Below are 20,043 nucleotides of genomic sequence, written 5' to 3' on the forward strand. Positions count from 1 at the left end.
ATGACCATCGACGCACGCCTTGCCGAACTGGGTATCGTCCTTCCGCAACCCGCTGCACCGGTGGCCGCCTATGTGCCCACGGTCGAGATCAACGGGCTGCTGCACATTTCGGGGCAGTTGCCCTTCCGCGAGGATGGCAGCCTGGTGACCGGCCGGCTGGGCGAGGATGTCGGGGTAGCCGCCGGCATGGAAGCCGCCCGCCGCTGCGGGATCATGCTGATCGCGCAGATCAAGGCGGCGCTGGGTGGCGATCTTTCCCGGGTCGAGCGGATCGTCAAACTCGGTGCCTTCATTTCGTCGACTGCCACCTTCACCGACCAGCCCAAGGTCGCCAACGGCGCCTCGGAGCTGATGCAGGCGGTGTTCGGCGACGCGGGTCGTCACGCGCGCAGCGCGGTAGGCGTTCCCGTCCTCCCGCTCGGCGCCGCGGTGGAGGTCGATGCCATTGTCGCTGTTCGGCCTCTTTGACCGCTGGCGCTTCCCGGTTCCCGACGCCCGCCGCGTCGGATTCCTGACTCGCACGCCGTTCGCCAACCGGGGGCTGCATGGCAGCCGCCACGTCGAGAATAGCCGTGCGGCGATCGAGGCCGCGGTGAGCATGGGCTATGGCGTCAAGGTGGACGTGCAGTTCAGCCTCGACGGCCACGCCTATGTGATCGCCGACCCTACGGTCGATCGGTTGACCGAGGAGAGCGGCCAGGTCCGGCATCTGTCGAGCAAGCATCTGAGCGAGATCCGCCTGCGCGGGACCGACGAGAGCATCCCCCAGCTCAAGGAAATATTGGGTCAGGTTGCCGGCAGGGCCCCGGTCCTGGTCGAGCTCCGTGCCGTCGAGGGCCATGTCTCGCAGCTCTGCGTCGCGGTGCGCCACGCGATCGAGGGCTATCGCGGCGAAGCGGCAGTCATGTCGCTCCACCCGGAAGTGCCGCGCTGGTTCGCCTCGCATGGCAGCCGCATCCCGCGCGGCCTGATGATGTCGGAAGACAGTGTCTACGCCAAGGAGGCCGGCACCGAGCAGGTGCGGACGATGTGGCGGTCGCGCCCCGAATTCCTCGCGATCAGCATCGCCGACCTGCCCAACCGCTTCGCGCAGCGGCAGCGCAAACGTGGCATTCCGATTCTAGCGTGGATCGTGGCCTCGGCCGAGCAGCAGGCGATCGCGGCGGAGCAGGCCGACCAGATCATCTTCGAGGCGCCCGGATGGTAGACCCCGTCACCGCCCGCACGGCGGAGGGGGTTGCAAGCATCGCCGCGGCCGATTGGGACGCGTGCGCGGGACCGGACAATCCGTTTCTCTCACATGCCTTCCTGTCCGCGCTCGAAGAATCGGGAAGCGCCACGGCACGGGCCGGGTGGCAACCGCTGCCGATCCTGATCGACGGCGAGGACGGCAAGCCGGCGGCGATCCTGCCCGCTTACGCCAAGAGCCACAGCCAGGGCGAATATGTGTTCGACCATGCCTGGGCGGACGCGTGGCAGCGTGCGGGCGGCGACTATTATCCCAAGCTGCAGATCGCCGTTCCGTTCAGTCCCGTGCCCGGCCCCCGCCTGCTTCTGCGCGATCCGGCGCTCGCCCCCGCTCTGATCGCCGCCGCCGAAGCGGTGGTCGAGCAAAATGGGCTTTCATCCTGCCATGCGACCTTCGTCGCGCCCGAACAGGTGCCGCTGTTCGAAGCGGCTGGTTGGCTGATCCGCACCGACCGACAGTTCCACTGGCGCAATCGCGGCTATCGCACGTTCGACGACTTCCTCGGCGCGCTGGCCTCGCGCAAGCGCAAGGCGATCCGCAAAGAGCGCGCCGCCGCCGTCGAGGGACTGGAGGTCGTCCACCTGTCCGGTGCGGAGATACAGGAGGCGCATTGGGACGCCTTCTGGCGCTTCTACCAGGACACCGGGGCCCGGAAATGGGGCCGCCCCTATCTGACGCGGCGGTTCTTCTCGCTGCTGGGCGAGCGCATCGCGGACAAGGTGCTGCTGGTCATGGCGCTGCGCGACGGCCTCCCGATCGCGGGCGCCCTCAACCTGATCGGCGCGGACACGCTCTACGGTCGCTATTGGGGCTGCACGGAGGAGGTGCCCTTCCTCCATTTCGAGCTCTGCTATTATCAGGCGATCGACGCGGCGCTGGCACGCGGGCTGTCGACCGTTGAGGCCGGCGCCCAGGGCGAGCACAAGCTGGCGCGGGGCTATGAACCGGTGCCGACCTATTCGGCGCATTTCATCCCGCATACCGGCTTCCGCCGCGCGGTCGCCGATTATCTCGAACGCGAACGCCAGGCCGTGGCGCAGGATATCGAGATGCTCGGAAGCTTCGCCCCTTTCAGGAAGAGCGACGCCTGAGCGGGTCGGTGTCGGGCGGGCGGCTCAGGCCGCCAGCCGATTGCCGAACCCCAGCATCGCCCGCGCCTGCCGCTGCGCTTCCTGGATTTCGCGCGCGGTCATTTCCTCGGCGATCTCGTGGCGGCATTCGGCCGCGCGCGGGTTTCCGCCGAGCGCTGCGATGTTGAACCATTTATGCGCGGCGACCAGGTCGAGCGGAAAACCGTCCGCACCGGCCGAATAGGCGACGCCGAGCTGGAAGCAGGCGTCAATATCGCCCGCCATCGCGTCGCGCAGCCGCGCTTCCGTCAGAAATTGTTGCGTCTTGAGACTGTGAACCATGTCACGCTCCACCTTTCCGGGAGGTGACGGTGCTTGCTGACCAACCGCCGCCGTCCCAACAAGGTTAACGGCACGGTCGACGGCTTCTTTAACCCTGTTCCGCCGGGGCCCTTCAGCCGCCGACGGGAAGGTTGTCGATCAGGCGTGTGCGCCCCAGCTTCGCCGCCGCGATCAGGCGAGCCGGGCCTTCCAGCCGCTCGACCGGTTCGAGCGTCGCCGCATCGACGAGAGCCACATAATCGATCGGGTCGAATCCAACCTCGCGCAGCCGGGCGACGGCGGCTGCCAGCGCACCCGTGACATCGTCGCCCCGCTCGATCGCACTCTTGGCTTCGCCCAGGGCGCGGGGGAGCGTGCGGGCGGTCACCCGCTCCTCCTCGCTGAGATAGGCGTTGCGCGACGAAAGGGCGAGCCCATCGTCCTCGCGCTGGGTGGGCACGCCGACAATCTCTATGTCCATGTCGAGGTCGGCGACGAAGCGGCGGATCACGGCAAGCTGCTGGAAGTCCTTCTCGCCGAAGAAGGCGCTGTCCGGCTTCACCTGCTGGAACAGCTTGGTGACCACCGTCGCCACACCGGTGAAATGGCCCGGGCGCGCGGCGCCGTCCCACCGCTCGCTGACCCCGCCGACGGAGATGCTGGTCGCGAAGCCCTTCGGGTACATCGTCGCCACGTCGGGCGCCCAGAGCAGCGCGGTGCCAGCGGCTTCGAGCAGGGCGACGTCGGCCGCCTCGCGCCGCGGATAGGCGTCGAGATCCTCGTTCGGTCCGAACTGCGTGGGATTGACGAAGATCGAGACCACGACCTGACAGCCCCGCCCACGCGCCGCGTCGACCAGCGCGATATGTCCGGCATGCAGGGCGCCCATTGTCGGGACCAGCGCGACCGGCGCACCACTTATCCTCAAATTTGCGACCGCCGAGCGGAGATCGGCTATGTTCCGAACGATGTGCACCGACTAAAGACCCCTTCAGGTTTGGTCCGCCCTGGCGGACCGCGGTGCCAGATCTGCGCGCGCCGCCCTCTCGCGGGGCGGGTCGGACCTTACAGGGCTGGCACCGTCGTTTCAGCTGTGCTGAAACGGCTCCTGCATATGCTCCTTGGACAAGGCCGCCCGTGGGATCAAGCGCGGTGCGGCGAAGGGAATAGAGTTTGTCGAACGCCCACATCATCACTTTCGCCAACGAGAAGGGCGGATCCGGGAAATCCACCACCTCGGTCCATGTCGCGGTGGCGCTGGCCGCAGCGGGCCGGAAGGTCGCCGCGATCGACCTGGACACGCGCCAGCGGACGCTCGCCCGCTATCTGGAAAATCGCCAGGCCACCGCGAACCGCATCGGGCAGGCGCTTCCGACCCCGACCTTCGAGACCTTCGACAGCGCGCGGGGCCATGTCCTCGACGACCTCATCAACGGCTTCGCAGCCGACCACGACATCGTCGTGATCGACACACCGGGCCGCGACGACGAACATGCGCGGGCCTCGATCATCCGCGCCGACACGCTGGTGACGCCGATCAACGACAGCTTCGTCGACCTCGACCTGATCGGGCAGGTCGATCCTGAAACCTTCAAGATCCGCCGCCCCAGCTTCTATGCCGAGCTGGTGTGGGAGGCACGCAAGATGCGCGGACGGATCGACGGCGGCACGGTCGACTGGGTGCTGCTGCGCAACCGTCTCCAGCATCTCGAGGCGCGCAACATGCGCCGCGTCGCCGACGCGATGCAGGAACTGGCGAAGCGGGTCGGCTTCCGCGTCATCCCGGGCCTGTCGGAACGCGTCATCTATCGCGAGCTGTTCCCCAAGGGGCTGACCCTGCTCGACATGAAGGCGATCGGCAGCGATGCCGGCATCGGCCATGTCGCGGCGCGCCAGGAACTGCGCGAGATGGTCGCGGGGCTGGCCCTGTCGCAATGGCCACAGCATCAGGCGGCGGCCGGGTGATCCTGCTGCTGCTGGCGGCGGCCGCCCTGGCCTGGTGGCAATGGGGACGCTCGATGAGCCGTCCGCAGCTCATGGCGGGCCTGTCGGCGCTTGGCGGCGCGATGCTGCTGGTCAAAGGCGCTTGGATGGTCGCCCTGCCGATGTTCCTGCCGGCGATCTGGCTGTTCATGCAGCCCGCACCCGCCGTCGGCCGCACTCCGGCTGCGTCTGCCATGAACGGGGACGAGGCCCGGCGGGTTCTTGGCCTGCCCGACACCGCCGACGCGGAAGCGATCCGCGCGGCGCATCGCCGGCTGGTCGCCCGGGTCCATCCCGACCAGGGCGGGTCGGCCGAACTCACCGGCCGGGTAAATGCGGCCCGCGACATATTGCTGGCGGAACTGCAAAGGCGCTAATCCTGTTCTGTGCACGGGACTGCCGTCCCTCTCCTCGCACCTCAACGGAGGCTTGATTGACCCACCGCTTCGACCCGACCAGCCTGCGCGAATATGATATTCGCGGGATCGTGGGTAAGACCCTGGGGCCAGCCGACGCCTATGCGATCGGCCGCGGCTTCGCGACGCATGTCCGGCGCGCCGGGGGGACCCGCGTGGCGGTGGGCTGGGACGGTCGCGTGTCCTCCGAGGCGCTCCGCGACGAACTGGTGCGCGGCCTGACCGAAAGCGGCGTCGACGTCGTCCGGACCGGCCTCGGGCCCACGCCGATGCTCTATTACGCCGAGGCGACGCTCGAAGTCGACGGCGGCGTCCAGATCACGGGCAGCCACAACCCCGCCGATTATAACGGCTTCAAGATGGTGCTCGCCCACAAGCCCTTCTTCGGCGAGGCGATCCAGTCGATCGGCCGCATGGCCGAGGAAGGCGACTGGGAGGAGGGCAGCGGCACCGTCGGCGATGCGGAGATCGAGGATCTCTATGTCGACCGCCTGGTCCAGGATTTCTCGGGTTCGGCCTTCCGGATCGGCTGGGACAACGGCAATGGCGCGGGCGGACGCATATTGGAGAAGCTGGTCAAGCGGCTGCCGGGCGAACATCATGTTCTCTATGCCGAGATCGACGGCCGCTTCCCGCACCATCACCCCGATCCGACCGAGGAGAAGAACCTCGCCGATCTGAAGGCGCTGGTGGCGGAAAAGAAGCTCGACTTCGGCATCGCCTTCGATGGCGACGCCGATCGCATCGGCGCGATCGACGGCGAGGGCCGCGTCGTGTGGGGCGACCAGATCCTGTCGATCCTCGCCGAGCCGGTGCTGAAGGCCGTACCCGGCGGGACGATCATCGCCGACGTCAAGGCCAGCCAGGCGCTGTTCGATCGCGTTGCCGAACTGGGCGGCACGCCCTGCATGTGGAAGACCGGCCACAGCCTGATCAAGGTCAAGATGGCCGAGACCGACAGCCCGCTGGCCGGCGAGATGTCGGGGCATATCTTCTTCCGCCATCGCTGGTACGGCTTCGACGACGCGCTCTATTCCGCGGTGCGGCTGATCGAGGCGGTCAGCGAACTCGGAGGCTCGCTCACCGCGCTCAAGAGCCGCATGCCGACCCTCGTCAACACGCCCGAGATGCGCTTCCAGGTCGACGAGAGCCGCAAATTCGCGGTGGTCGAGGAAGTGCTCGACCGTCTGGAGGCCGCCGGCGCCAACGTGAACCGTACCGATGGTGCGCGCGTAAATACGCCCGACGGCTGGTGGCTGCTGCGCGCGTCGAACACGCAGGACGTCCTCGTCGCCCGCGCCGAGGCGAAGGACCAGCCGGCGCTCGACCGCCTCCTCGCCGAGATCGATGCCCAGCTCGCCGCTTCCGGCCTGGAGCGCGGCCCGCAAGCGGAGCATTGAGCGACGGCACCGCTATGTCTTCCGTCATCCCCGCGAAGGCGGGGATCCATAGCCCCCGAACCGCAAGGGTCGCGCGCCTTGCAGAATATGGGTTCCCGCCTTCGCGGGAATGACGGTCCGGGGTTACGCGGTGACTAACCTCCCCGCACCGCTCGCCGACTGGTTCGCCGCGAAAGGCTGGGCTCCGCGCCGGCACCAGCTCGAAATGCTGGCCGCCGCGCGGGCCGGGCGGAGCGCCCTGCTGGTTGCGCCGACCGGGTCGGGCAAGACGATGGCAGGCTTCCTGCCCTCACTCGTCGACCTCGTCGAACAGCCGCGCGAAGGGCTTCACACGCTGTACGTGTCGCCGCTCAAGGCGCTGGCGGTCGACGTCCGCCGCAACCTGCTGACCCCGATCGAGGAGATGGGGCTAGACATCGCGGTCGAAACCCGGACCGGCGACACACCGTCCGATCGCAAGGCCCGGCAGCGTATCCGGCCGCCGCAGATCTTACTGACCACGCCCGAATCGCTGAGCCTGCTGCTGTCCTATCCCGACAGCGCCGCCCTGTTCCAAGGGCTGCGGACGATCATCATCGACGAGGTCCACGCCTTCGCCACCGGCAAGCGCGGCGATCTGCTGGCGTTGTCGATGGCGCGGCTTGGGACGCTCGCCCCCGAACTGCGCCGCGTGGCCCTGTCCGCGACGGTCGCCGATCCCGATGCCTATCGCGGCTGGCTGTCGGGCGACGGCGATTATGAATCGGTCGAACTGGTCCATGGCGACAGCGGCGCCCCGCCCCGGATCGACATCGTCATCCCGCAGGGACGCATTCCCTGGGCCGGGCATTCGGGACGCTATGCCGCCGAGCAAGTGATGGCGGAGATCGAGACCCACCGCACCACCATCGTCTTCTGCAACACCCGCAGCCTCGCCGAGCTGATCTTCCAGGATCTGTGGAAGGTCAACGCGATGAGCCTGCCGATCGGCATCCACCACGGATCGCTGTCGAAGGAGGCACGCCGCAAGGTCGAGGAAGCGATGGCGTCCGGCCGGCTGCGCGCGCTCGTAGCGACCGCGAGCCTCGATCTCGGCGTGGACTGGGGCGATGTCGATCTGGTCATCCAGATGGGCGCGCCCAAGGGCGCCTCGCGCCTGCTCCAGCGGATCGGCCGCGCCAATCATCGGCTCGACGAGCCGAGCGAGGCGGTGCTCGTGCCCGGCAACCGCTTCGAATATCTCGAGGGACGCGCCGCGCTCGACGCGATCAAGGCGGGCGAGCTCGACAATGAACCCTTCCGCCCCGGCAGCATCGACGTCCTCGCCCAGCATGTGATGGCGATCGCCTGCGCCGGGCCCTTCTGCGCCGAGCAATTGCTGGCCGAGGTCAACCGCGCCGCCCCCTTTGCAACGCTCACCGCCGAGCAGTTCGACCGCGTCCTCAACTATATTGCCAATGGCGGCTATGCTCTGAAGGCCTATGAGAAATTCCGCCGGCTCACGCGGACGGCGGACGGGCAGTGGCGGCTGAGCCATCCCAACTACGCCACCCAGCACAGGCTCAACGCAGGCATCATCGTCGAGGCGCCGATGCTCGACGTCCGCTTCAAGAACGGGCGCAGCCTCGGCAAGGTCGAGGAGGGTTTCGGGACCAGCCTGGCGCCCGGCGACTGCTTCTTCTTCATGGGCATGGCGCTCGAGGTGCTGAAGATCGACCTGACCGATCTCGTGGTGCGGGCGACCAGCCGGCCGGCGCGCATCCCCACCTATGGCGGCGCCCGGATGCCGATCTCGACGCATCTCGCGCAGCGCGTCCGGCACTTCCTCCACGAGCCGGCCGAATGGTCGCGCTTCCCCGACGATGTCCGCGAATGGCTGGAGATGCAGGCGCGCCGCTCGCGCCTGCCTGCCCCTGACGAACTGCTGGTCGAGACCTTCCCCCGCGAGAAGCGGCATTACATGGTGCTCTACAGCTTTGAAGGATGGAACGCGCACCAGTCGCTGGGCATGCTGCTGACCCGCCGGATGGAGAGCCAGGGGCTTGTCCCGATGGGCTTCGTCGCCAGCGACTATGCGCTCGCCTGCTGGTCGGTCGAGCCGGTGCGCGACCCGGCCAGCCTGTTCTCCGCCGAGATATTGGAGGAGGAATTCGTCCAGTGGGTCGAAGGCTCGGCCCTCCTCAAGCGCGCCTTCCGCGAGGTGGCCGTGATCGGCGGGCTGGTCGAACGGCAGCATCCCGGCAAGAAGAAGTCCGGCCGCCAGGTGACCTTTTCGACCGACCTGATCTATGACGTGTTGCGGCGCTACGAGCCAGACCATCTCCTGCTCGACGCCGCCTGGGCCGATGCGCGGGCGAAGATGACCGATGTCGGCCGGCTCAGCGGACTTATCGAAAGAGCGGCCGAGCGGATCGTGCACGTGCCGCTCGAACGGGTGTCCCCCCTCGCCGTCCCCGTCCTGGTCCTGATCGGACGGGAGACGGTGGCGCAGGGCGTCGCCGACGACGTGCTGCTGATCGAAGCCGAGGCGCTGGCGGCCGAGGCGATGCGCGAAGGCTGATCCCCGGTCGCGCGGTCAGCGCGCGCAGCCGACCGCCGCCGCGTCGATCGCGCTGGCGACGCCCTTCAGCAGATAGCCGTCTGAGCGGTCGCGTCCGTCTTTCGAGACCCAGGCAACACGCATCGAGGTGGCGCTGCGCATCGTGGCGATGATCGCGGCATCCGCGCGCGCGTCGGGCGCCCAGGCGTCGACCGAGGCCGCGACCAGCGGAAAATTTCTGTCGCCGAAGATCAGGCGAATGGGGCTGTTGGGGGCACGCGGCTCGCGCAGGCGGAAATGAATCTGGCCGCTGATGCGCTGCTTCGGCCAGATGGCGACCGATGCAAAGCTCCGCCACTGGCCCGTTCCGCGCCGCTCGGGGGTGGCGATCGCGTAGCAGCGGGCGGGGTTCACATCCCGGAAAGCGCCCCAACCGCTGAAAATTCCCAGCGACGAACGCCCCGGCGGCGCGGCGGCAATCAGGGGTAGAATGATCACAAGTGCACAAAAACGGGCCTTCAACCTGTCAATCCCCAATCTTGTCCTAGTGGCAAAAATGCAACATTTTCCGCTGTTTATCTGGCGTTCATGCAACTCCTGCCGGCTTGGTGCACTAGGCATCTCACGTCGCCAGTACCCCTGAGGCGACGGGTTAAGATATGGAGTTATACTATGCGTAGCATCGTTGTCGCCGCCCTCGTCGCGGCCAGCGCAGCAGCCCCCGCCCTCGCCCAGGATCGTGCGCCGTTCACCGGCCCGCGCGTCGAAGGTCTTGTCGGCTGGGACCGCGTCCAGAACAACGGGCATGACGACGGCGTGGCCTATGGCCTCGGCGCCGGCTATGATTTCCAGACCGGAATGGGCCTGGTCGGCATCGAAGGCGAAGTCGCCGATTCGAGCGTGAAGCAGTGCGCCGGTGCGGCCACCGCCGCCGATCCGCGCCTCTGCGCCAAGGCCGGCCGTGACCTCTACATCGGCGGTCGCGTCGGCACCGTCGTCGGCGGCCGTACCCTGCTCTATGCGAAGGCCGGCTACACCAATACCCGTGCGAAGCTGACCGGCGACGACGGCACCGGTCAGGTGACCCTCGCCAAGCAGGACCTCGACGGCGTGCGCGTTGGCGCGGGCGTCGAATATGCGGTCGGCCCGAACAGCTTCGTCAAGACCGAGTATCGTTACTCGAACTATGAGCAGGGCTTCTCGCGTCATCAGGTGATGGGCGGCTTCGGTTTCCGCTTCTGATCGCAGTGAAGATGAAGCGGTCGATCCGACGGCGTCGGGTCGACCGCTTCCGGTCCGAAAGGGGAGGGCTCGGCCGCGGGACGCCGGGCCCTTTTCTTTTGCGCCGCAACCACAGCCGTTCCGACCGGAACGGACGATGCCCAAAAAGCCGCTTTTGTCCCCAGCTTTCGACGCTTTGGGCTGGCGAGCGCGCAAAGCCACGCTATAACCGGCTTCCATTTAACATCGGGGATCCCGGGGCAGTCCATGAAGGTAACGATCGAACGCGCGACTCTTCTCAAAAGCCTGGGTCACGTCCAGTCGGTCGTCGAGCGCCGCAACACCATCCCGATCCTGTCGAACGTGCTGATCGAAGCCACCGCCGACGGCAAGCTCCGCCTGATGGCGACCGACCTCGACCTGCAGATCGTCGAAGTGGTCGATGCCGCCGTCGACCAGCCGGGAGCGACGACCGTGTCGGCGCACACGCTGTTCGACATCGCCCGCAAGCTGCCGGAAGGGTCGCAGGTCCAGCTGGCCGCCGCCGAGGGCAAGATGCAGGTCGTGGCCGGGCGCGCCCGCTTCAACCTGCAGACGCTGCCCAAGGACGACTTCCCGATGATCGCGGAAGGCGAGTTGCCGACGCGCTTCGAGCTGCCGGCGGAAACGCTCAAGCAGCTGATCGACAAGACGCGCTTCGCCATCTCGACCGAAGAGACGCGCTATTATCTGAACGGCATCTTCTTCCACGTGCAGGATGATGTGCTGAAGGCGGCGGCGACCGACGGCCACCGGCTGGCCCGCGTGACGATCGCACGCCCCGACGGCGCCGAGGGCATGCCCGACATCATCGTGCCCCGCAAATGCGTGGGCGAGCTGCGCAAGCTGCTCGATGAGGCCGAGGAGGCCGTCAGCATCTCGCTCTCGCCGACCAAGATCCGTTTCGGTCTCGGCAGCGCCATCCTGACGTCGAAGCTGATCGACGGCACCTTCCCCGACTATAACCGCGTCATCCCGACCGCGAACGACAAGCTGCTCAAGCTCGACCCGAAGAGCTTCATGCAGGGCGTCGACCGCGTCGCGACGATCGCCTCGGAAAAGACCCGCGCGGTCAAGATGGCGCTCGACCGCGACAAGGTGACCCTGTCGGTCACCAGCCCGGAAAACGGCACCGCCGCCGAGGACGTGCCCGGCGAATATACGTCGCCCGGCTTCGAGATCGGCTTCAATGCCCGCTATCTGATGGACATCCTGGGCCAGATCGACGGCGACATGGTCGAGGTCCATCTCGCCGACGCCTCCGCGCCGACGCTGATCCGTGAGAATGACAAGTCGCCGGCGCTCTATGTGCTGATGCCGATGCGGGTGTGATCGCACCCGCCGAGGGCTGAGGGGGAGGACGCGACGCGATGCCGGTCACGGCCAACCCCGATCTCCAGGCGATCATCGATCGCATCACTGCCGACATGGAAGGCCGCGAGGATCGCGGCAAGGTGGCGGACTATATCCCCGGGCTCGCGCGCATCGATCCGCGGCATTTCGGCATCGCCATCGCCACCCATGACGGGCGGATCATCTCGGCCGGCGACGCGGCCCAGCCCTTTTCGATCCAGTCGGTGTCGAAAGTCTTCGCGCTGACAATCGCGCTGGGGAAGGTCGGGGATGCGCTGTGGAAGCGGGTCGGCCGCGAGCCTTCCGGCAATGCGTTCAACTCGATCGTCCAGCTCGAGGCCGAACATGGCATTCCGCGCAATCCCTTCATCAATGCGGGCGCTATCGTCGTCTCCGACGTGATCCTGTCGGGCCATCGTCCGCGCGAGGCGATCGGCGAGATTTTGCGTTTCGTCCGCGATCTGGCGGGGGACGACGATATCGCGATCGACGAGGATGTGGCGCGCGGCGAGGCGGAAACCGGTTTCCGCAATGCCGCCCTCGCCCATTATATGCGCAGCTTCGGCAATATCCGCCATCCGGTCGAACAGGTGCTGGGCGTCTATTTCCACCAGTGCGCGCTGACGATGAGCTGCGTCCAGCTGGCGCGGGCGGGCCGCTTCCTGATGCTGGAGGGTCAGCACCCCGAAACCGGCTTCAACGTCGTCTCGCCGACGCGTGCGCGGCGGATCAATGCCCTGATGATGATGTGCGGCCATTATGACGGGTCGGGCGAGTTCGCCTTTCGCGTCGGCATTCCGGGCAAGTCGGGCGTCGGCGGCGGAATATTGTGCGTCGTACCCGGCATCGCCTCGATCGCCGTCTGGTCGCCGGGCCTGAACGAACGCGGCAATTCGACGCTCGGATCGCTGGCCCTCGAAAAGCTGGCGGCGGCGACCGGCTGGTCGATCTTCAACGAGCGCGATCCCGGCTGATCGCGGGCCGGACCCTAGGTTCAGCGCGTATAGGGTATGAAGCTGCCGAGACCGCAGGCGCCATAGGTCACCGGCGCATTCTGCTCGGCGATCATCACCAGATCATTGGTGCAGAGCTGGCTGCTCTGTGTGCGCGTCACGATCACCCGGTTGGGCCGGAGCAGCGCGCAATGCCCCCGGTCGGGCTGGTTGACGTACCAGAGCCGGCTCGACACCTTGTAGATGATCGCGCTTTCATCGACGATCCGGGTCGAACGGAGATTGCGGATCGGCACGCAGCTCAGCGGCTCGCCTGCCGTGCGGCCGGCAAGTTCGCCTTTCGCCTTGTCGGACAATGGAGCGGGTGCGTCCTGGGCAGCCAGCAGGGCCGGGAGCGCAAGCAGCAACAGCATCGTCCTCGCCCGGCCCATCGCGACTCTCCTCGTCTCTCCTATAGCGGCTTCAGCCCCGGAAGACATCCTTGGCCGCGCGCCGCGCCGCCAGCTCGGCGACATCGGCCGCGCGCATGAAGGGATTGGTCGCCTGCTCCAGCTCTATGGTCGTCGGGATCGTGGCTTCGCCCGCCGCGCGAAGCCGCTCGACCTCCGCCATGCGCTCGCGGATCGCGCCATTGTCCGGTTCCGCCACCAGCGCATAGCGGCCGTTCGAGGCGGTATATTCATGCGCGCAATAGACGCGCGTGTCGCCGGGCAAGGCGGCCAGCCGGCGCATATTGCCGAACATCTGCTCGGCCGTGCCTTCGAACAGGCGGCCGCAGCCCATGGCGAACAGCGTGTCGCCGACGAACACCGCGCCGGCCTCGGGCAGATGGAAGGCGATGTGCCCCGCCGTATGCGCCGGCACTTCAAGAACGTCCGCCCCGAGCGCTCCGATCGTCACCCGGTCGCCCTCGACCAGCGGCACGTCGAGCCCGGGGATATTGTCCGCCTCGGCCGCCGGGCCGCTGATGCGAGCGCCGGTAGCGGCCTTGATCGCCGCATTGCCACCGACATGGTCGCCATGCCAGTGGGTGTTCCAGATCTGGCCGATCGTCCAGCCCCGTGCGGCGGCCTCCTCCAGCACGGGCTCGGCCAGCGACGGATCGACCACGACCGTCTCGCCGCTGGCGTCGTCGTGCAGCAGCCAGACATAATTGTCGTCGAGCACGGCGATGCGGACGATCTCCAGCGCCATCACCAGCTGCCGGTGTTCGGCATCGACGCCCAGGGTTCTGCCGGTTCGAGGCGACCATCCTGCAGCAGCTCGATCGAGATGCCGTCGGGGGTGCGAACGAACGCCATGTGGCCGTCGCGCGGGGGGCGGTTGATCATGTAGCCCGCGTCCATGATGCGCTGGCAGGTCTCGTAGATATTGTCGACGCGATAGGCGAGATGGCCGAAATTGCGGCCGCCCTCATAGCCTGTCTCGCCCCAATTATGGGTGAGCTCGACCTGCGCATCCTCGTCGCCCGGAGCGGCGAGGAAGATCAGCGTATAGCGCCCGGCTTCGTTGTCGAAGCGCTTGATCTCGCGCAGGCCGACCAATTCGAGAAAGCGGATCGTCTCCTCCGGATCGGAGACTCGGATCATGGTGTGGAGATATTTCATCGCGCCAATGTAGGGCGCCGGTCGCCCGGTGCAACTGCAGGCGGGCGCTACCGCCGGTCAGGGCTGCGGTTCGGAGTCCTCGCCGCGCAACGCCAGCGCCGCCGCCTTGCCTGCATTGCTTTCGGGCGCGGCCGTGGCAGCGCGGGTCCACGCTGCACGCGCATCGTCCATATTGCCCGCGGCGGCGGCGATGTTGCCGGCCTCATAGGCTACAGAAGGGTCGTTTGGCGCCAGCTTGGTCGCCTCGCGGATCGCGCTGAAGGCGAGCGGCATGTCCTTCGCCTTGCGCGCGAGATTGGCGCGGAGCAGCCAGCCGAGCGGATCGCGCGGGACCAGCTTCGTCGCCTGTTCGAGGTCGACCCGCGCTCCCGCGATGTCGTTGGCGGCGACATTGGCGCGGGCGCGGTCGAGGTGGACCTCGCCCTTCATCTCGTCGGACAGGCCGGGGATCAGCAGGGCGCGGTCGAACGAGCCTTTCGCGCGCACCGGCTCGTCGGCGGCAAGCGCGGCATTGCCCGCCTGCATCCACAGCACGACGGTCATCTGGTTGTCGTCGAGCAGCGCGTCCTTGGCGGCGGCTTCGAAACTGTCGGTGGCCTCGCGCCACTGGCCGAGATTGCTCTGCGCGATGCCCAGGCACTGCCGCGCGGCCATGCCACCGCCCGCTGCCTGCCAGGCCCTGGCTTCGTCGATCGCCTTTTCGGGCGCAGTCCCTGCCAGCGCGCCGCATTTTGCGCCGCGGGCCTTGTGATCCTCCTGCGATATGGTCGGCCGGGGTGGCACCGCCTGCTTCGGCGGGACAGGCGACGGCGCAGCAGCGGCGGCGAGAGCAACGAACAGAGGGACCATCAAGGCTCCATGAGCGGGGCGACCGTCCTGATCAGGAGATCGATGTCCGACGGGCGCGAAAGGCGGTGATCGCCTTCCTTGACCAGGATCGTCTGCACATCGCCTGAACGAAGCGCCCGCGACAGACGCAGCGCGATGGAGACGGGGACGGTTTCGTCGAGCTGGCCGTGCAGCAGCCGGACCGGGCCATCGATGGCTATGTCTCCGCCCAGCAACAGATTGGCCTGACCCGATTCCCAGAAGCCGAGCGTGGTCACATAGGGCTCGTCGGAATAATCGCTGGGTTCGGCGATCCGTCCCTCGCGGCGCAGGAGCGCGACGACATCCGCGCTGAAGCCCCAGTCGGTGAAGTCGGGCGCGGCGGCGATACCCACAAGCCCGGCCACGCGGTCGCCGAGCGCCAGCGCGACCAGCAGCGCCAGCCAGCCGCCCATCGACGAGCCGACGAGCACAACGGGCCCCGCCGAAGCGAAGGCGTCGATCATCTCGAGCGCGTCGTCACGCCAGTCGGCCAGGGTGAAGTCCTCGAAGGCGCCCTCGCTCGCCCCGCAGCCCGCATAGTCGAAGCGCAGCATCGCCCTGCCCTCGCGCCCCGCCCAGGCGTCGAGCGCGGTCGCCTTGTCGCCGTCCATGTCGGACCGGTAGCCGGGCAGGAAAACGATCGTCGGCCCCCGGCCGGGGCGATAGCGATAGGCGAGCGCAGGCTTGTCGGGGCGGGTGAGAAAAGCGGTCATGTGCGGGCTTTACCCCGAATGGCGCTCAGAAGCGAAGATCGATGTCGCCCAAAGGCTTCACCCCGGCGCAGATCGAGCGCACGGCGGCCCATTGCGGGGAGGACAGGGCCGGACGGAAGGGCCTGCCGGACCGTGCCGCCGCCTCGAAACGACGGCGGCGCTCGGTGGAGGGGGGATGACTCGCCAGATAGACCAGCGGCCCCCCCATGCCGGCCTCCTCTTTGCTCAGCCGGCGGAAGAAGGCCGCGGTCGCGGCGGGGCTGATCCCGGTCTGTAGCAACTGCTTCACCGAGAATTCGTCCGCTTCGCTTTCTGCCGCGCGGCTGTAGCGCGCATCGAGCAGGGCCTGGCCATATTCGGCCGCCGTGCCGCCCGACCCGATCAGCAGGCCGAGCCCGAAGCGGCGGAGCAGCGCGACCATCACATGGCGATGCTCGACATGGCCGATCTCGTGCGCCAGCACGCCGGCGACCTCGTCGGGCGACCGCGCCTCGTCGATCAGGCCGCGAAAGATCAGGATCCGCCCGCCCGGCAAGGCCACCGCGTTGACGATAGGAATGTTGACCACGCCGATCCGAATCGGACGGTCCGAGGGGGACAGACGCCGGGCAAGGTCGTCGAGCGCCTTCTGTCCACCGGGCGCGCGACAGAGCTGCGCGCCGAAGTCCCCGCTGATCGCATCGCCAAGTTGCTGCTCCCAGCTATAGGGGATCGCCCGTGCGAGCAGATCGAGACCCGCGATCGCCCCGAGCACGAGGAGCGCCGACGCCACCACCGCGATTCCCGCCGCCCACCACAGGCCCCAGCGATCGATCGGCCCGCCATAGCGCGCCGCAGCCGGTAGCTGCCACAGTATCGGTCCCGGCGGCGCCTCGTCGAAGCCGAGCCGCCAGCCCTCCACACCCTTGCGTCCGAAGACCAACCGATCGGGATCCATCCGCTGGAGCTCGGTCAGCGCGACGGGATCGAAGCCCTCGATCGTCAGCATCCCTCCGACAACGCCCACGCGGACGTCGTGACGAAGCGCGCTCCTGCCATCGTGCAGCCAGGCCGGAGCGGAGTCGCTCAGAATGCCCCCACGTCGAAGGCGTCGAGCAGCCCTTCGCCCTGACGCGGCGCATCGGTGGTCGACTGGGTCAGGGTCGCCAGTTCGACCTCGCCGGTCGCTTCGAGGTGACGGATGAAGAAGGCCCAGTTGCGATAGCCGATGAAGATCAGGCCGATTCCGAGCGTCACGATCACCAGGCCGATATGGCCCAGCAGCAGCTTGATCCAATCGAGCGTGCGGGCGGTGAAGGCGAAGCCGACGGCATTGAGTCGCAGCGCGCCGATCGCCTCGCGCAGGAAGGCCGCATAATAGACGATCGCGATGACCCCGATCGCCAGATAGGCGGCGAAGAATCCGAGAGCGAGCATGCCGAACGCCTCCGGACTGGGTGGCCCGCTGGCCGCTGCCCCGCCGACGACAGCGGCCACTCCCCCGACACAACCGACGATCGGCAGCAAATAGAAAAGCAGGAAGCGTCCGATGATCGGCCGCCAGCTGGCGTCGGCCTCGAAGCGGTGGCTGCCGAAACTCAAACGGCCCCAACGGTCATTCCACAGGCTCGTCATCGACCAGGGAATGAAGACGCCCAGCACAAAGGCACCCACTGCCGTCTTCCAAAGGGCCGTAAGGGCATAGCCCCAGCCCTTGTCGTCGCTGCCGCCGCGAATGCCGTGCCAATAGGTACGGCTCAGCCGGTAGCGCAGCGTCCGATAGCGCGCGAGCCCGTAGAGATAGAGCAGCGCGACGTAAGAGACGAACATCAACAGGCCCGCCGCGCCGAACTCGCCCCGCATCATCATCCCCTGGGCGACGAACTGGATCGCGAACAGAGGAAGGCCGAGCAGGACGAGCACCAGCAAGAAACCGATGAGCAATTCCAGACCGGTTCCGGTCCATTCGAGCGGGGCGCCGATGAAGCGTGTGCGGCTCCACAGAAAGCGCCGCTCGCGCGTGGTCGCCCAGAAGCGATAGATACCCAGCGTCACGATCATCAGCAGCAAATTGGTGAAGGCGATCGGCGCGAATTCGCGCCACGTCCCGTCGAACCGGAAGGCACTGTCGGCGTGCGCGTCGTCCATCGTCTGATCCCCCTGTTCCCCTTGGCGCAGGGGACCGCGATCTCGATGGCCGGTCAAGCACAGAAAAGTCCGTTCCGGCGGATTCCGTGCGGCCGCACGGTGGAATCGCGGCGCTTGCCCCTGCCCCATGTTCGCGGGCATAAGCCGCGCTCCGCAAACTCGAAGGAATCCCGTTCTCCCATGTCCGATCTTCTCACCATCACGCTTCCCGACGGCTCGGTGCGCGAAGTGAAGACCGGCACTACCCCCGCCCAGATCGCCGCCGCGATCGGGCCGGGTCTCGCCAAGGCGGCGCTTGCCGCGCGCGTCGACGGCGAACTGCGCGACCTCGATCGGCCGCTCGACAGGGATTCCGCCCTCGCCCTCGTCACCGCGCGCGACGAGAAGGACGCACTCGAACTGGCGCGCCACGACTTTGCGCATATCCTCGCCGAAGCGGTGCAGTCGCTGTTCCCCGGCACGCAGATCACTTTCGGCCCGGCGACCGACGACGGCTTCTATTACGACTTCGCGCCCGCACCCGATCACGGCCCCTTCACCGATGAGGACCTGCCCGCGATCGAGGCCGAGATGCGCCGCATCATCGCCGCCGACAAACCGCTTCGCCGCGAGGAATGGAGCCGCGAGCAACTGATCTCGCGCTGGAAGCAGCAGGGTGAGGCGTTCAAGGCCGAATGGGCCGCGGAACTGCCGGGCGACGAGGCGCTGACGGTCTACTGGTCGGGCGACGACTGGCTCGACATGTGCCGTGGTCCCCACCTGCCGAGCACCGGCAAGCTCGACCCGCAGGCGTTCAAGCTGACGCGCGTGTCGGGCGCCTATTGGCGCGGCGATCAGAAGAACGCGATGCTGAGCCGCATCTACGGCACCGGTTGGCTCAACAAGAAGCAGCTCGACGCGCACCTGACCCGGCTTGAGGAAGCGGCCAAGCGCGATCATCGCCGCATCGGGCAGGACATGGACCTGTTCCACCTCCAGTCCGAGGCGCAGGGCTCGGTCTTCTGGCATCCCAAGGGCTTCCGCCTGTGGCGCGAGCTGGAGGCCTATATGCGCCGCCGGCTCGACGCGTCGGGCTATGTCGAGGTCAAGACGCCGCAGCTGATGGATGCACGCCAGTGGGAGCAGTCGGGCCACTGGGGCAAATATCGCGAGAATATGTTCGTCGTTCCCGACGAGATTCCGGGTACCGAGGAGGATGGTCCGGTGCTGTCGGGCGAGGGCGACCTGATGGCGCTCAAGCCGATGAACTGCCCCGCGCACGTCCTGATCTTCCGCCAGGGGATCAAGAGCTATCGCGACCTGCCGATCCGCATGGCCGAGTTCGGCTGCTGCCATCGCAACGAGCCCCACGGCGCGCTGCACGGCATCATGCGCGTCCGCCAGTTCACCCAGGATGACGCGCATATCTTCGTGCGCGAGGACCAGCTGATCGCCGAGATCAAGGATTTCTGCGACCTGCTCGACACCGTCTATCGCGATCTCGGCTTCGACAGCTATGCGATCAAGCTGGCGCTGCGCCCCGAGAAGCGCTTCGGCAGCGACGCAATGTGGGACAAGGCCGAACAGACGCTGCGCGACGCGGTCGCCGCCTCTGGCCGCGCCACAGAGGAATATGGCTGGGAAGAGCTGGAGGGCGAAGGCGCCTTCTATGCGCCGAAGCTCGAATTCCACCTGACCGACGCGATCGGGCGGACCTGGCAGGTCGGCACGATCCAGGCGGACACCGTCCTGCCCGAGCGGCTCGACGCCTCCTATGTCGGCGAGGATGGCGAGCGCCATCGCCCGGTCATGCTCCACCGCGCCATCCTGGGCACCTTCGAGCGCTTCATCGGCATCTTGATCGAGCATCATGCCGGTCGCTTCCCGATGTGGCTGTCGCCGGTGCAGGCGGTGGTGGCGACGATCGTATCGGACGCGGACGGCTATGCGCGTGAAGTCGAGGCGAAGCTGGCCGCTGCCGGGCTGCGGGTCGAGAGCGACCTGCGCAACGAGAAGATCAACTACAAGGTGCGCGAACATTCGCTCGCCAAGGTCCCCGCGCTGCTGGTCGTCGGCAAGCGCGAGGCCGAGGAAGGCACCGTCGCGATCCGGCGGCTGGGCGAACAGGCGCAGAGCGTGATGCCCCTCGACGAGGCGATCGCGATGCTGAAGGCCGAGGCGACTCCGCCCGACCTGCGGGCCTGATGGATCGGGCAGGCTCCCC

The 20,043-nt window shown here is 67.4% G+C and carries 21 protein-coding genes; 11 read left to right on the top strand and 10 right to left on the bottom strand.

Annotated features, from left to right (window positions below; genetic code table 11):
- The 3 genes from G6P88_RS11930 to G6P88_RS11940 are packed head-to-tail and all read left to right on the top strand — an operon-like array spanning window position 1 to window position 2,340.
- Complete coding sequence (locus tag G6P88_RS11930) at window positions 1-468, top strand: RidA family protein (protein ID WP_165323361.1); 468 nt, start codon at window positions 1-3, stop codon at window positions 466-468.
- Complete coding sequence (locus G6P88_RS11935) at window positions 440-1,207, top strand: glycerophosphodiester phosphodiesterase family protein (protein ID WP_226946535.1); 768 nt, start codon at window positions 440-442, stop codon at window positions 1,205-1,207. Before G6P88_RS11930 ends, G6P88_RS11935 begins: the two co-directional genes overlap by 29 nt.
- Entirely contained in the window at window positions 1,201-2,340 is a 1,140-nt protein-coding gene (locus G6P88_RS11940) for a GNAT family N-acetyltransferase (protein ID WP_165323362.1), read from the top strand. Before G6P88_RS11935 ends, G6P88_RS11940 begins: the two co-directional genes overlap by 7 nt.
- Before the next feature lie 24 nt (window positions 2,341-2,364).
- Here the strand turns inward: G6P88_RS11940 and G6P88_RS11945 are convergent, their stop codons facing one another.
- Both G6P88_RS11945 and panC read right to left on the bottom strand, forming a co-directional pair.
- Window positions 2,365-2,661 (bottom strand): sel1 repeat family protein, encoded by a 297-nt coding sequence (locus tag G6P88_RS11945; RefSeq protein ID WP_165323363.1) that lies wholly within the window; start codon window positions 2,659-2,661, stop codon window positions 2,365-2,367.
- A 112-nt stretch (window positions 2,662-2,773) separates the two neighbouring features.
- Window positions 2,774-3,616 (bottom strand): pantoate--beta-alanine ligase, encoded by an 843-nt coding sequence (gene panC, locus G6P88_RS11950; protein WP_165323364.1) that lies wholly within the window; start codon window positions 3,614-3,616, stop codon window positions 2,774-2,776.
- Between the two features lie 197 nt (window positions 3,617-3,813).
- Between panC and G6P88_RS11955 the strand changes: the two genes are divergently transcribed.
- The 4 genes from G6P88_RS11955 to G6P88_RS11970 all read left to right on the top strand — a co-directional run bounded on the left by G6P88_RS11955 (window position 3,814) and on the right by G6P88_RS11970 (window position 8,978).
- Window positions 3,814-4,605 (top strand): division plane positioning ATPase MipZ, encoded by a 792-nt coding sequence (locus tag G6P88_RS11955; RefSeq protein WP_165323365.1) that lies wholly within the window; start codon window positions 3,814-3,816, stop codon window positions 4,603-4,605.
- Window positions 4,575-5,000, top strand: a complete 426-nt coding sequence (locus tag G6P88_RS11960; RefSeq protein WP_226946536.1) for a J domain-containing protein — start codon at window positions 4,575-4,577, stop codon at window positions 4,998-5,000. The genes G6P88_RS11955 and G6P88_RS11960 overlap by 31 nt, the downstream gene beginning before the upstream one ends.
- Before the next feature lie 56 nt (window positions 5,001-5,056).
- Complete coding sequence (gene pgmG / locus G6P88_RS11965; protein WP_165323366.1) at window positions 5,057-6,439, top strand: phosphoglucomutase/phosphomannomutase PgmG; 1,383 nt, start codon at window positions 5,057-5,059, stop codon at window positions 6,437-6,439.
- A 109-nt stretch (window positions 6,440-6,548) separates the two neighbouring features.
- A complete protein-coding gene (locus G6P88_RS11970) occupies window positions 6,549-8,978 on the top strand; it encodes a ligase-associated DNA damage response DEXH box helicase (RefSeq protein WP_425594450.1) in 2,430 nt (809 codons plus the stop codon).
- 15 nt (window positions 8,979-8,993) lie between these two features.
- Here the strand turns inward: G6P88_RS11970 and G6P88_RS11975 are convergent, their stop codons facing one another.
- Window positions 8,994-9,479, bottom strand: coding sequence for a hypothetical protein (locus tag G6P88_RS11975; protein ID WP_165323368.1), 486 nt, complete (start codon window positions 9,477-9,479; stop codon window positions 8,994-8,996).
- Window positions 9,480-9,629: 150 nt separating this feature from the next.
- Here G6P88_RS11975 and G6P88_RS11980 point away from each other — a divergent pair, with 150 nt between their 5' ends.
- The 3 genes from G6P88_RS11980 (at window position 9,630) to G6P88_RS11990 (ending at window position 12,544) form a co-directional block, all read left to right on the top strand.
- Complete coding sequence (locus G6P88_RS11980) at window positions 9,630-10,199, top strand: outer membrane protein (protein ID WP_165323369.1); 570 nt, start codon at window positions 9,630-9,632, stop codon at window positions 10,197-10,199.
- Between the two features lie 246 nt (window positions 10,200-10,445).
- On the top strand, window positions 10,446-11,549 hold the full coding sequence (dnaN, locus tag G6P88_RS11985; RefSeq protein ID WP_165323370.1) for a DNA polymerase III subunit beta: 1,104 nt from the start codon (window positions 10,446-10,448) through the stop codon (window positions 11,547-11,549).
- Window positions 11,550-11,587: 38 nt separating this feature from the next.
- Entirely contained in the window at window positions 11,588-12,544 is a 957-nt protein-coding gene (locus tag G6P88_RS11990) for a glutaminase (RefSeq protein WP_165323371.1), read from the top strand.
- Between the two features lie 20 nt (window positions 12,545-12,564).
- Here G6P88_RS11990 and G6P88_RS11995 read toward each other — a convergent pair whose 3' ends face one another.
- From G6P88_RS11995 to G6P88_RS12025, 7 genes are all read right to left on the bottom strand, one after another.
- On the bottom strand, window positions 12,565-12,954 hold the full coding sequence (locus tag G6P88_RS11995) for a hypothetical protein (protein WP_165323372.1): 390 nt from the start codon (window positions 12,952-12,954) through the stop codon (window positions 12,565-12,567).
- Window positions 12,955-12,985: 31 nt separating this feature from the next.
- Window positions 12,986-13,717: a hydroxyacylglutathione hydrolase gene (gloB, locus tag G6P88_RS12000; protein WP_165323373.1), complete on the bottom strand. Its 732-nt coding sequence runs from the start codon at window positions 13,715-13,717 to the stop codon at window positions 12,986-12,988.
- Window positions 13,717-14,130: a VOC family protein gene (locus tag G6P88_RS12005; RefSeq protein WP_165323374.1), complete on the bottom strand. Its 414-nt coding sequence runs from the start codon at window positions 14,128-14,130 to the stop codon at window positions 13,717-13,719. The genes gloB and G6P88_RS12005 overlap by 1 nt, the downstream gene beginning before the upstream one ends.
- 57 nt (window positions 14,131-14,187) lie before the next feature.
- Window positions 14,188-14,979 (bottom strand): tetratricopeptide repeat protein, encoded by a 792-nt coding sequence (locus G6P88_RS12010; RefSeq protein ID WP_165323375.1) that lies wholly within the window; start codon window positions 14,977-14,979, stop codon window positions 14,188-14,190.
- The gene (locus tag G6P88_RS12015; protein ID WP_165323376.1) at window positions 14,979-15,713 is read right to left on the bottom strand and encodes an alpha/beta hydrolase; all 735 of its coding nucleotides are present in this window, start codon (window positions 15,711-15,713) and stop codon (window positions 14,979-14,981) included. Before G6P88_RS12015 ends, G6P88_RS12010 begins: the two co-directional genes overlap by 1 nt.
- A 25-nt stretch (window positions 15,714-15,738) precedes the next feature.
- Window positions 15,739-16,701 carry a M48 family metallopeptidase gene (locus G6P88_RS12020; protein WP_165323377.1) on the bottom strand — a complete coding sequence of 321 codons (963 nt, stop codon included), beginning with the start codon at window positions 16,699-16,701 and terminating at the stop codon, window positions 15,739-15,741.
- 77 nt (window positions 16,702-16,778) lie between these two features.
- Window positions 16,779-17,840, bottom strand: a complete 1,062-nt coding sequence (locus G6P88_RS12025) for a YjgN family protein (RefSeq protein ID WP_165323378.1) — start codon at window positions 17,838-17,840, stop codon at window positions 16,779-16,781.
- 180 nt (window positions 17,841-18,020) lie between these two features.
- On the opposite strand from G6P88_RS12025, the gene thrS reads away from it, so the two are divergent.
- Window positions 18,021-20,024: a threonine--tRNA ligase gene (gene thrS / locus G6P88_RS12030; protein ID WP_165323379.1), complete on the top strand. Its 2,004-nt coding sequence runs from the start codon at window positions 18,021-18,023 to the stop codon at window positions 20,022-20,024.
- Window positions 20,025-20,043 lie beyond the last annotated feature (19 nt).

The organism is Rhizorhabdus phycosphaerae, from assembly GCF_011044255.1.
GTDB classification, from domain to species: domain Bacteria; phylum Pseudomonadota; class Alphaproteobacteria; order Sphingomonadales; family Sphingomonadaceae; genus Rhizorhabdus; species Rhizorhabdus phycosphaerae.

What these genes read in the sequence shown, in the direction of transcription:
- G6P88_RS11930 (WP_165323361.1), top strand. Translation starts at nt 1, where the DNA reads ATGACCATCGACGCACGCCTTGCCGAACTGGGTATCGTCCTTCCGCAA.
- G6P88_RS11935 (WP_226946535.1), top strand. Translation starts at nt 440, where the DNA reads ATGCCATTGTCGCTGTTCGGCCTCTTTGACCGCTGGCGCTTCCCGGTT.
- G6P88_RS11940 (WP_165323362.1), top strand. Translation starts at nt 1,201, where the DNA reads ATGGTAGACCCCGTCACCGCCCGCACGGCGGAGGGGGTTGCAAGCATC.
- G6P88_RS11945 (WP_165323363.1), bottom strand. Translation starts at nt 2,661, where the DNA reads ATGGTTCACAGTCTCAAGACGCAACAATTTCTGACGGAAGCGCGGCTG.
- G6P88_RS11960 (WP_226946536.1), top strand. Translation starts at nt 4,575, where the DNA reads ATGGCCACAGCATCAGGCGGCGGCCGGGTGATCCTGCTGCTGCTGGCG.
- G6P88_RS11970 (WP_425594450.1), top strand. Translation starts at nt 6,549, where the DNA reads ATGACGGTCCGGGGTTACGCGGTGACTAACCTCCCCGCACCGCTCGCC.
- G6P88_RS11980 (WP_165323369.1), top strand. Translation starts at nt 9,630, where the DNA reads ATGCGTAGCATCGTTGTCGCCGCCCTCGTCGCGGCCAGCGCAGCAGCC.
- dnaN (WP_165323370.1), top strand. Translation starts at nt 10,446, where the DNA reads ATGAAGGTAACGATCGAACGCGCGACTCTTCTCAAAAGCCTGGGTCAC.
- G6P88_RS11990 (WP_165323371.1), top strand. Translation starts at nt 11,588, where the DNA reads ATGCCGGTCACGGCCAACCCCGATCTCCAGGCGATCATCGATCGCATC.
- G6P88_RS11995 (WP_165323372.1), bottom strand. Translation starts at nt 12,954, where the DNA reads ATGGGCCGGGCGAGGACGATGCTGTTGCTGCTTGCGCTCCCGGCCCTG.
- gloB (WP_165323373.1), bottom strand. Translation starts at nt 13,717, where the DNA reads ATGGCGCTGGAGATCGTCCGCATCGCCGTGCTCGACGACAATTATGTC.
- G6P88_RS12005 (WP_165323374.1), bottom strand. Translation starts at nt 14,130, where the DNA reads ATGAAATATCTCCACACCATGATCCGAGTCTCCGATCCGGAGGAGACG.
- G6P88_RS12010 (WP_165323375.1), bottom strand. Translation starts at nt 14,979, where the DNA reads ATGGTCCCTCTGTTCGTTGCTCTCGCCGCCGCTGCTGCGCCGTCGCCT.
- G6P88_RS12015 (WP_165323376.1), bottom strand. Translation starts at nt 15,713, where the DNA reads ATGACCGCTTTTCTCACCCGCCCCGACAAGCCTGCGCTCGCCTATCGC.
- G6P88_RS12020 (WP_165323377.1), bottom strand. Translation starts at nt 16,701, where the DNA reads ATGCTGACGATCGAGGGCTTCGATCCCGTCGCGCTGACCGAGCTCCAG.
- G6P88_RS12025 (WP_165323378.1), bottom strand. Translation starts at nt 17,840, where the DNA reads ATGGACGACGCGCACGCCGACAGTGCCTTCCGGTTCGACGGGACGTGG.
- thrS (WP_165323379.1), top strand. Translation starts at nt 18,021, where the DNA reads ATGTCCGATCTTCTCACCATCACGCTTCCCGACGGCTCGGTGCGCGAA.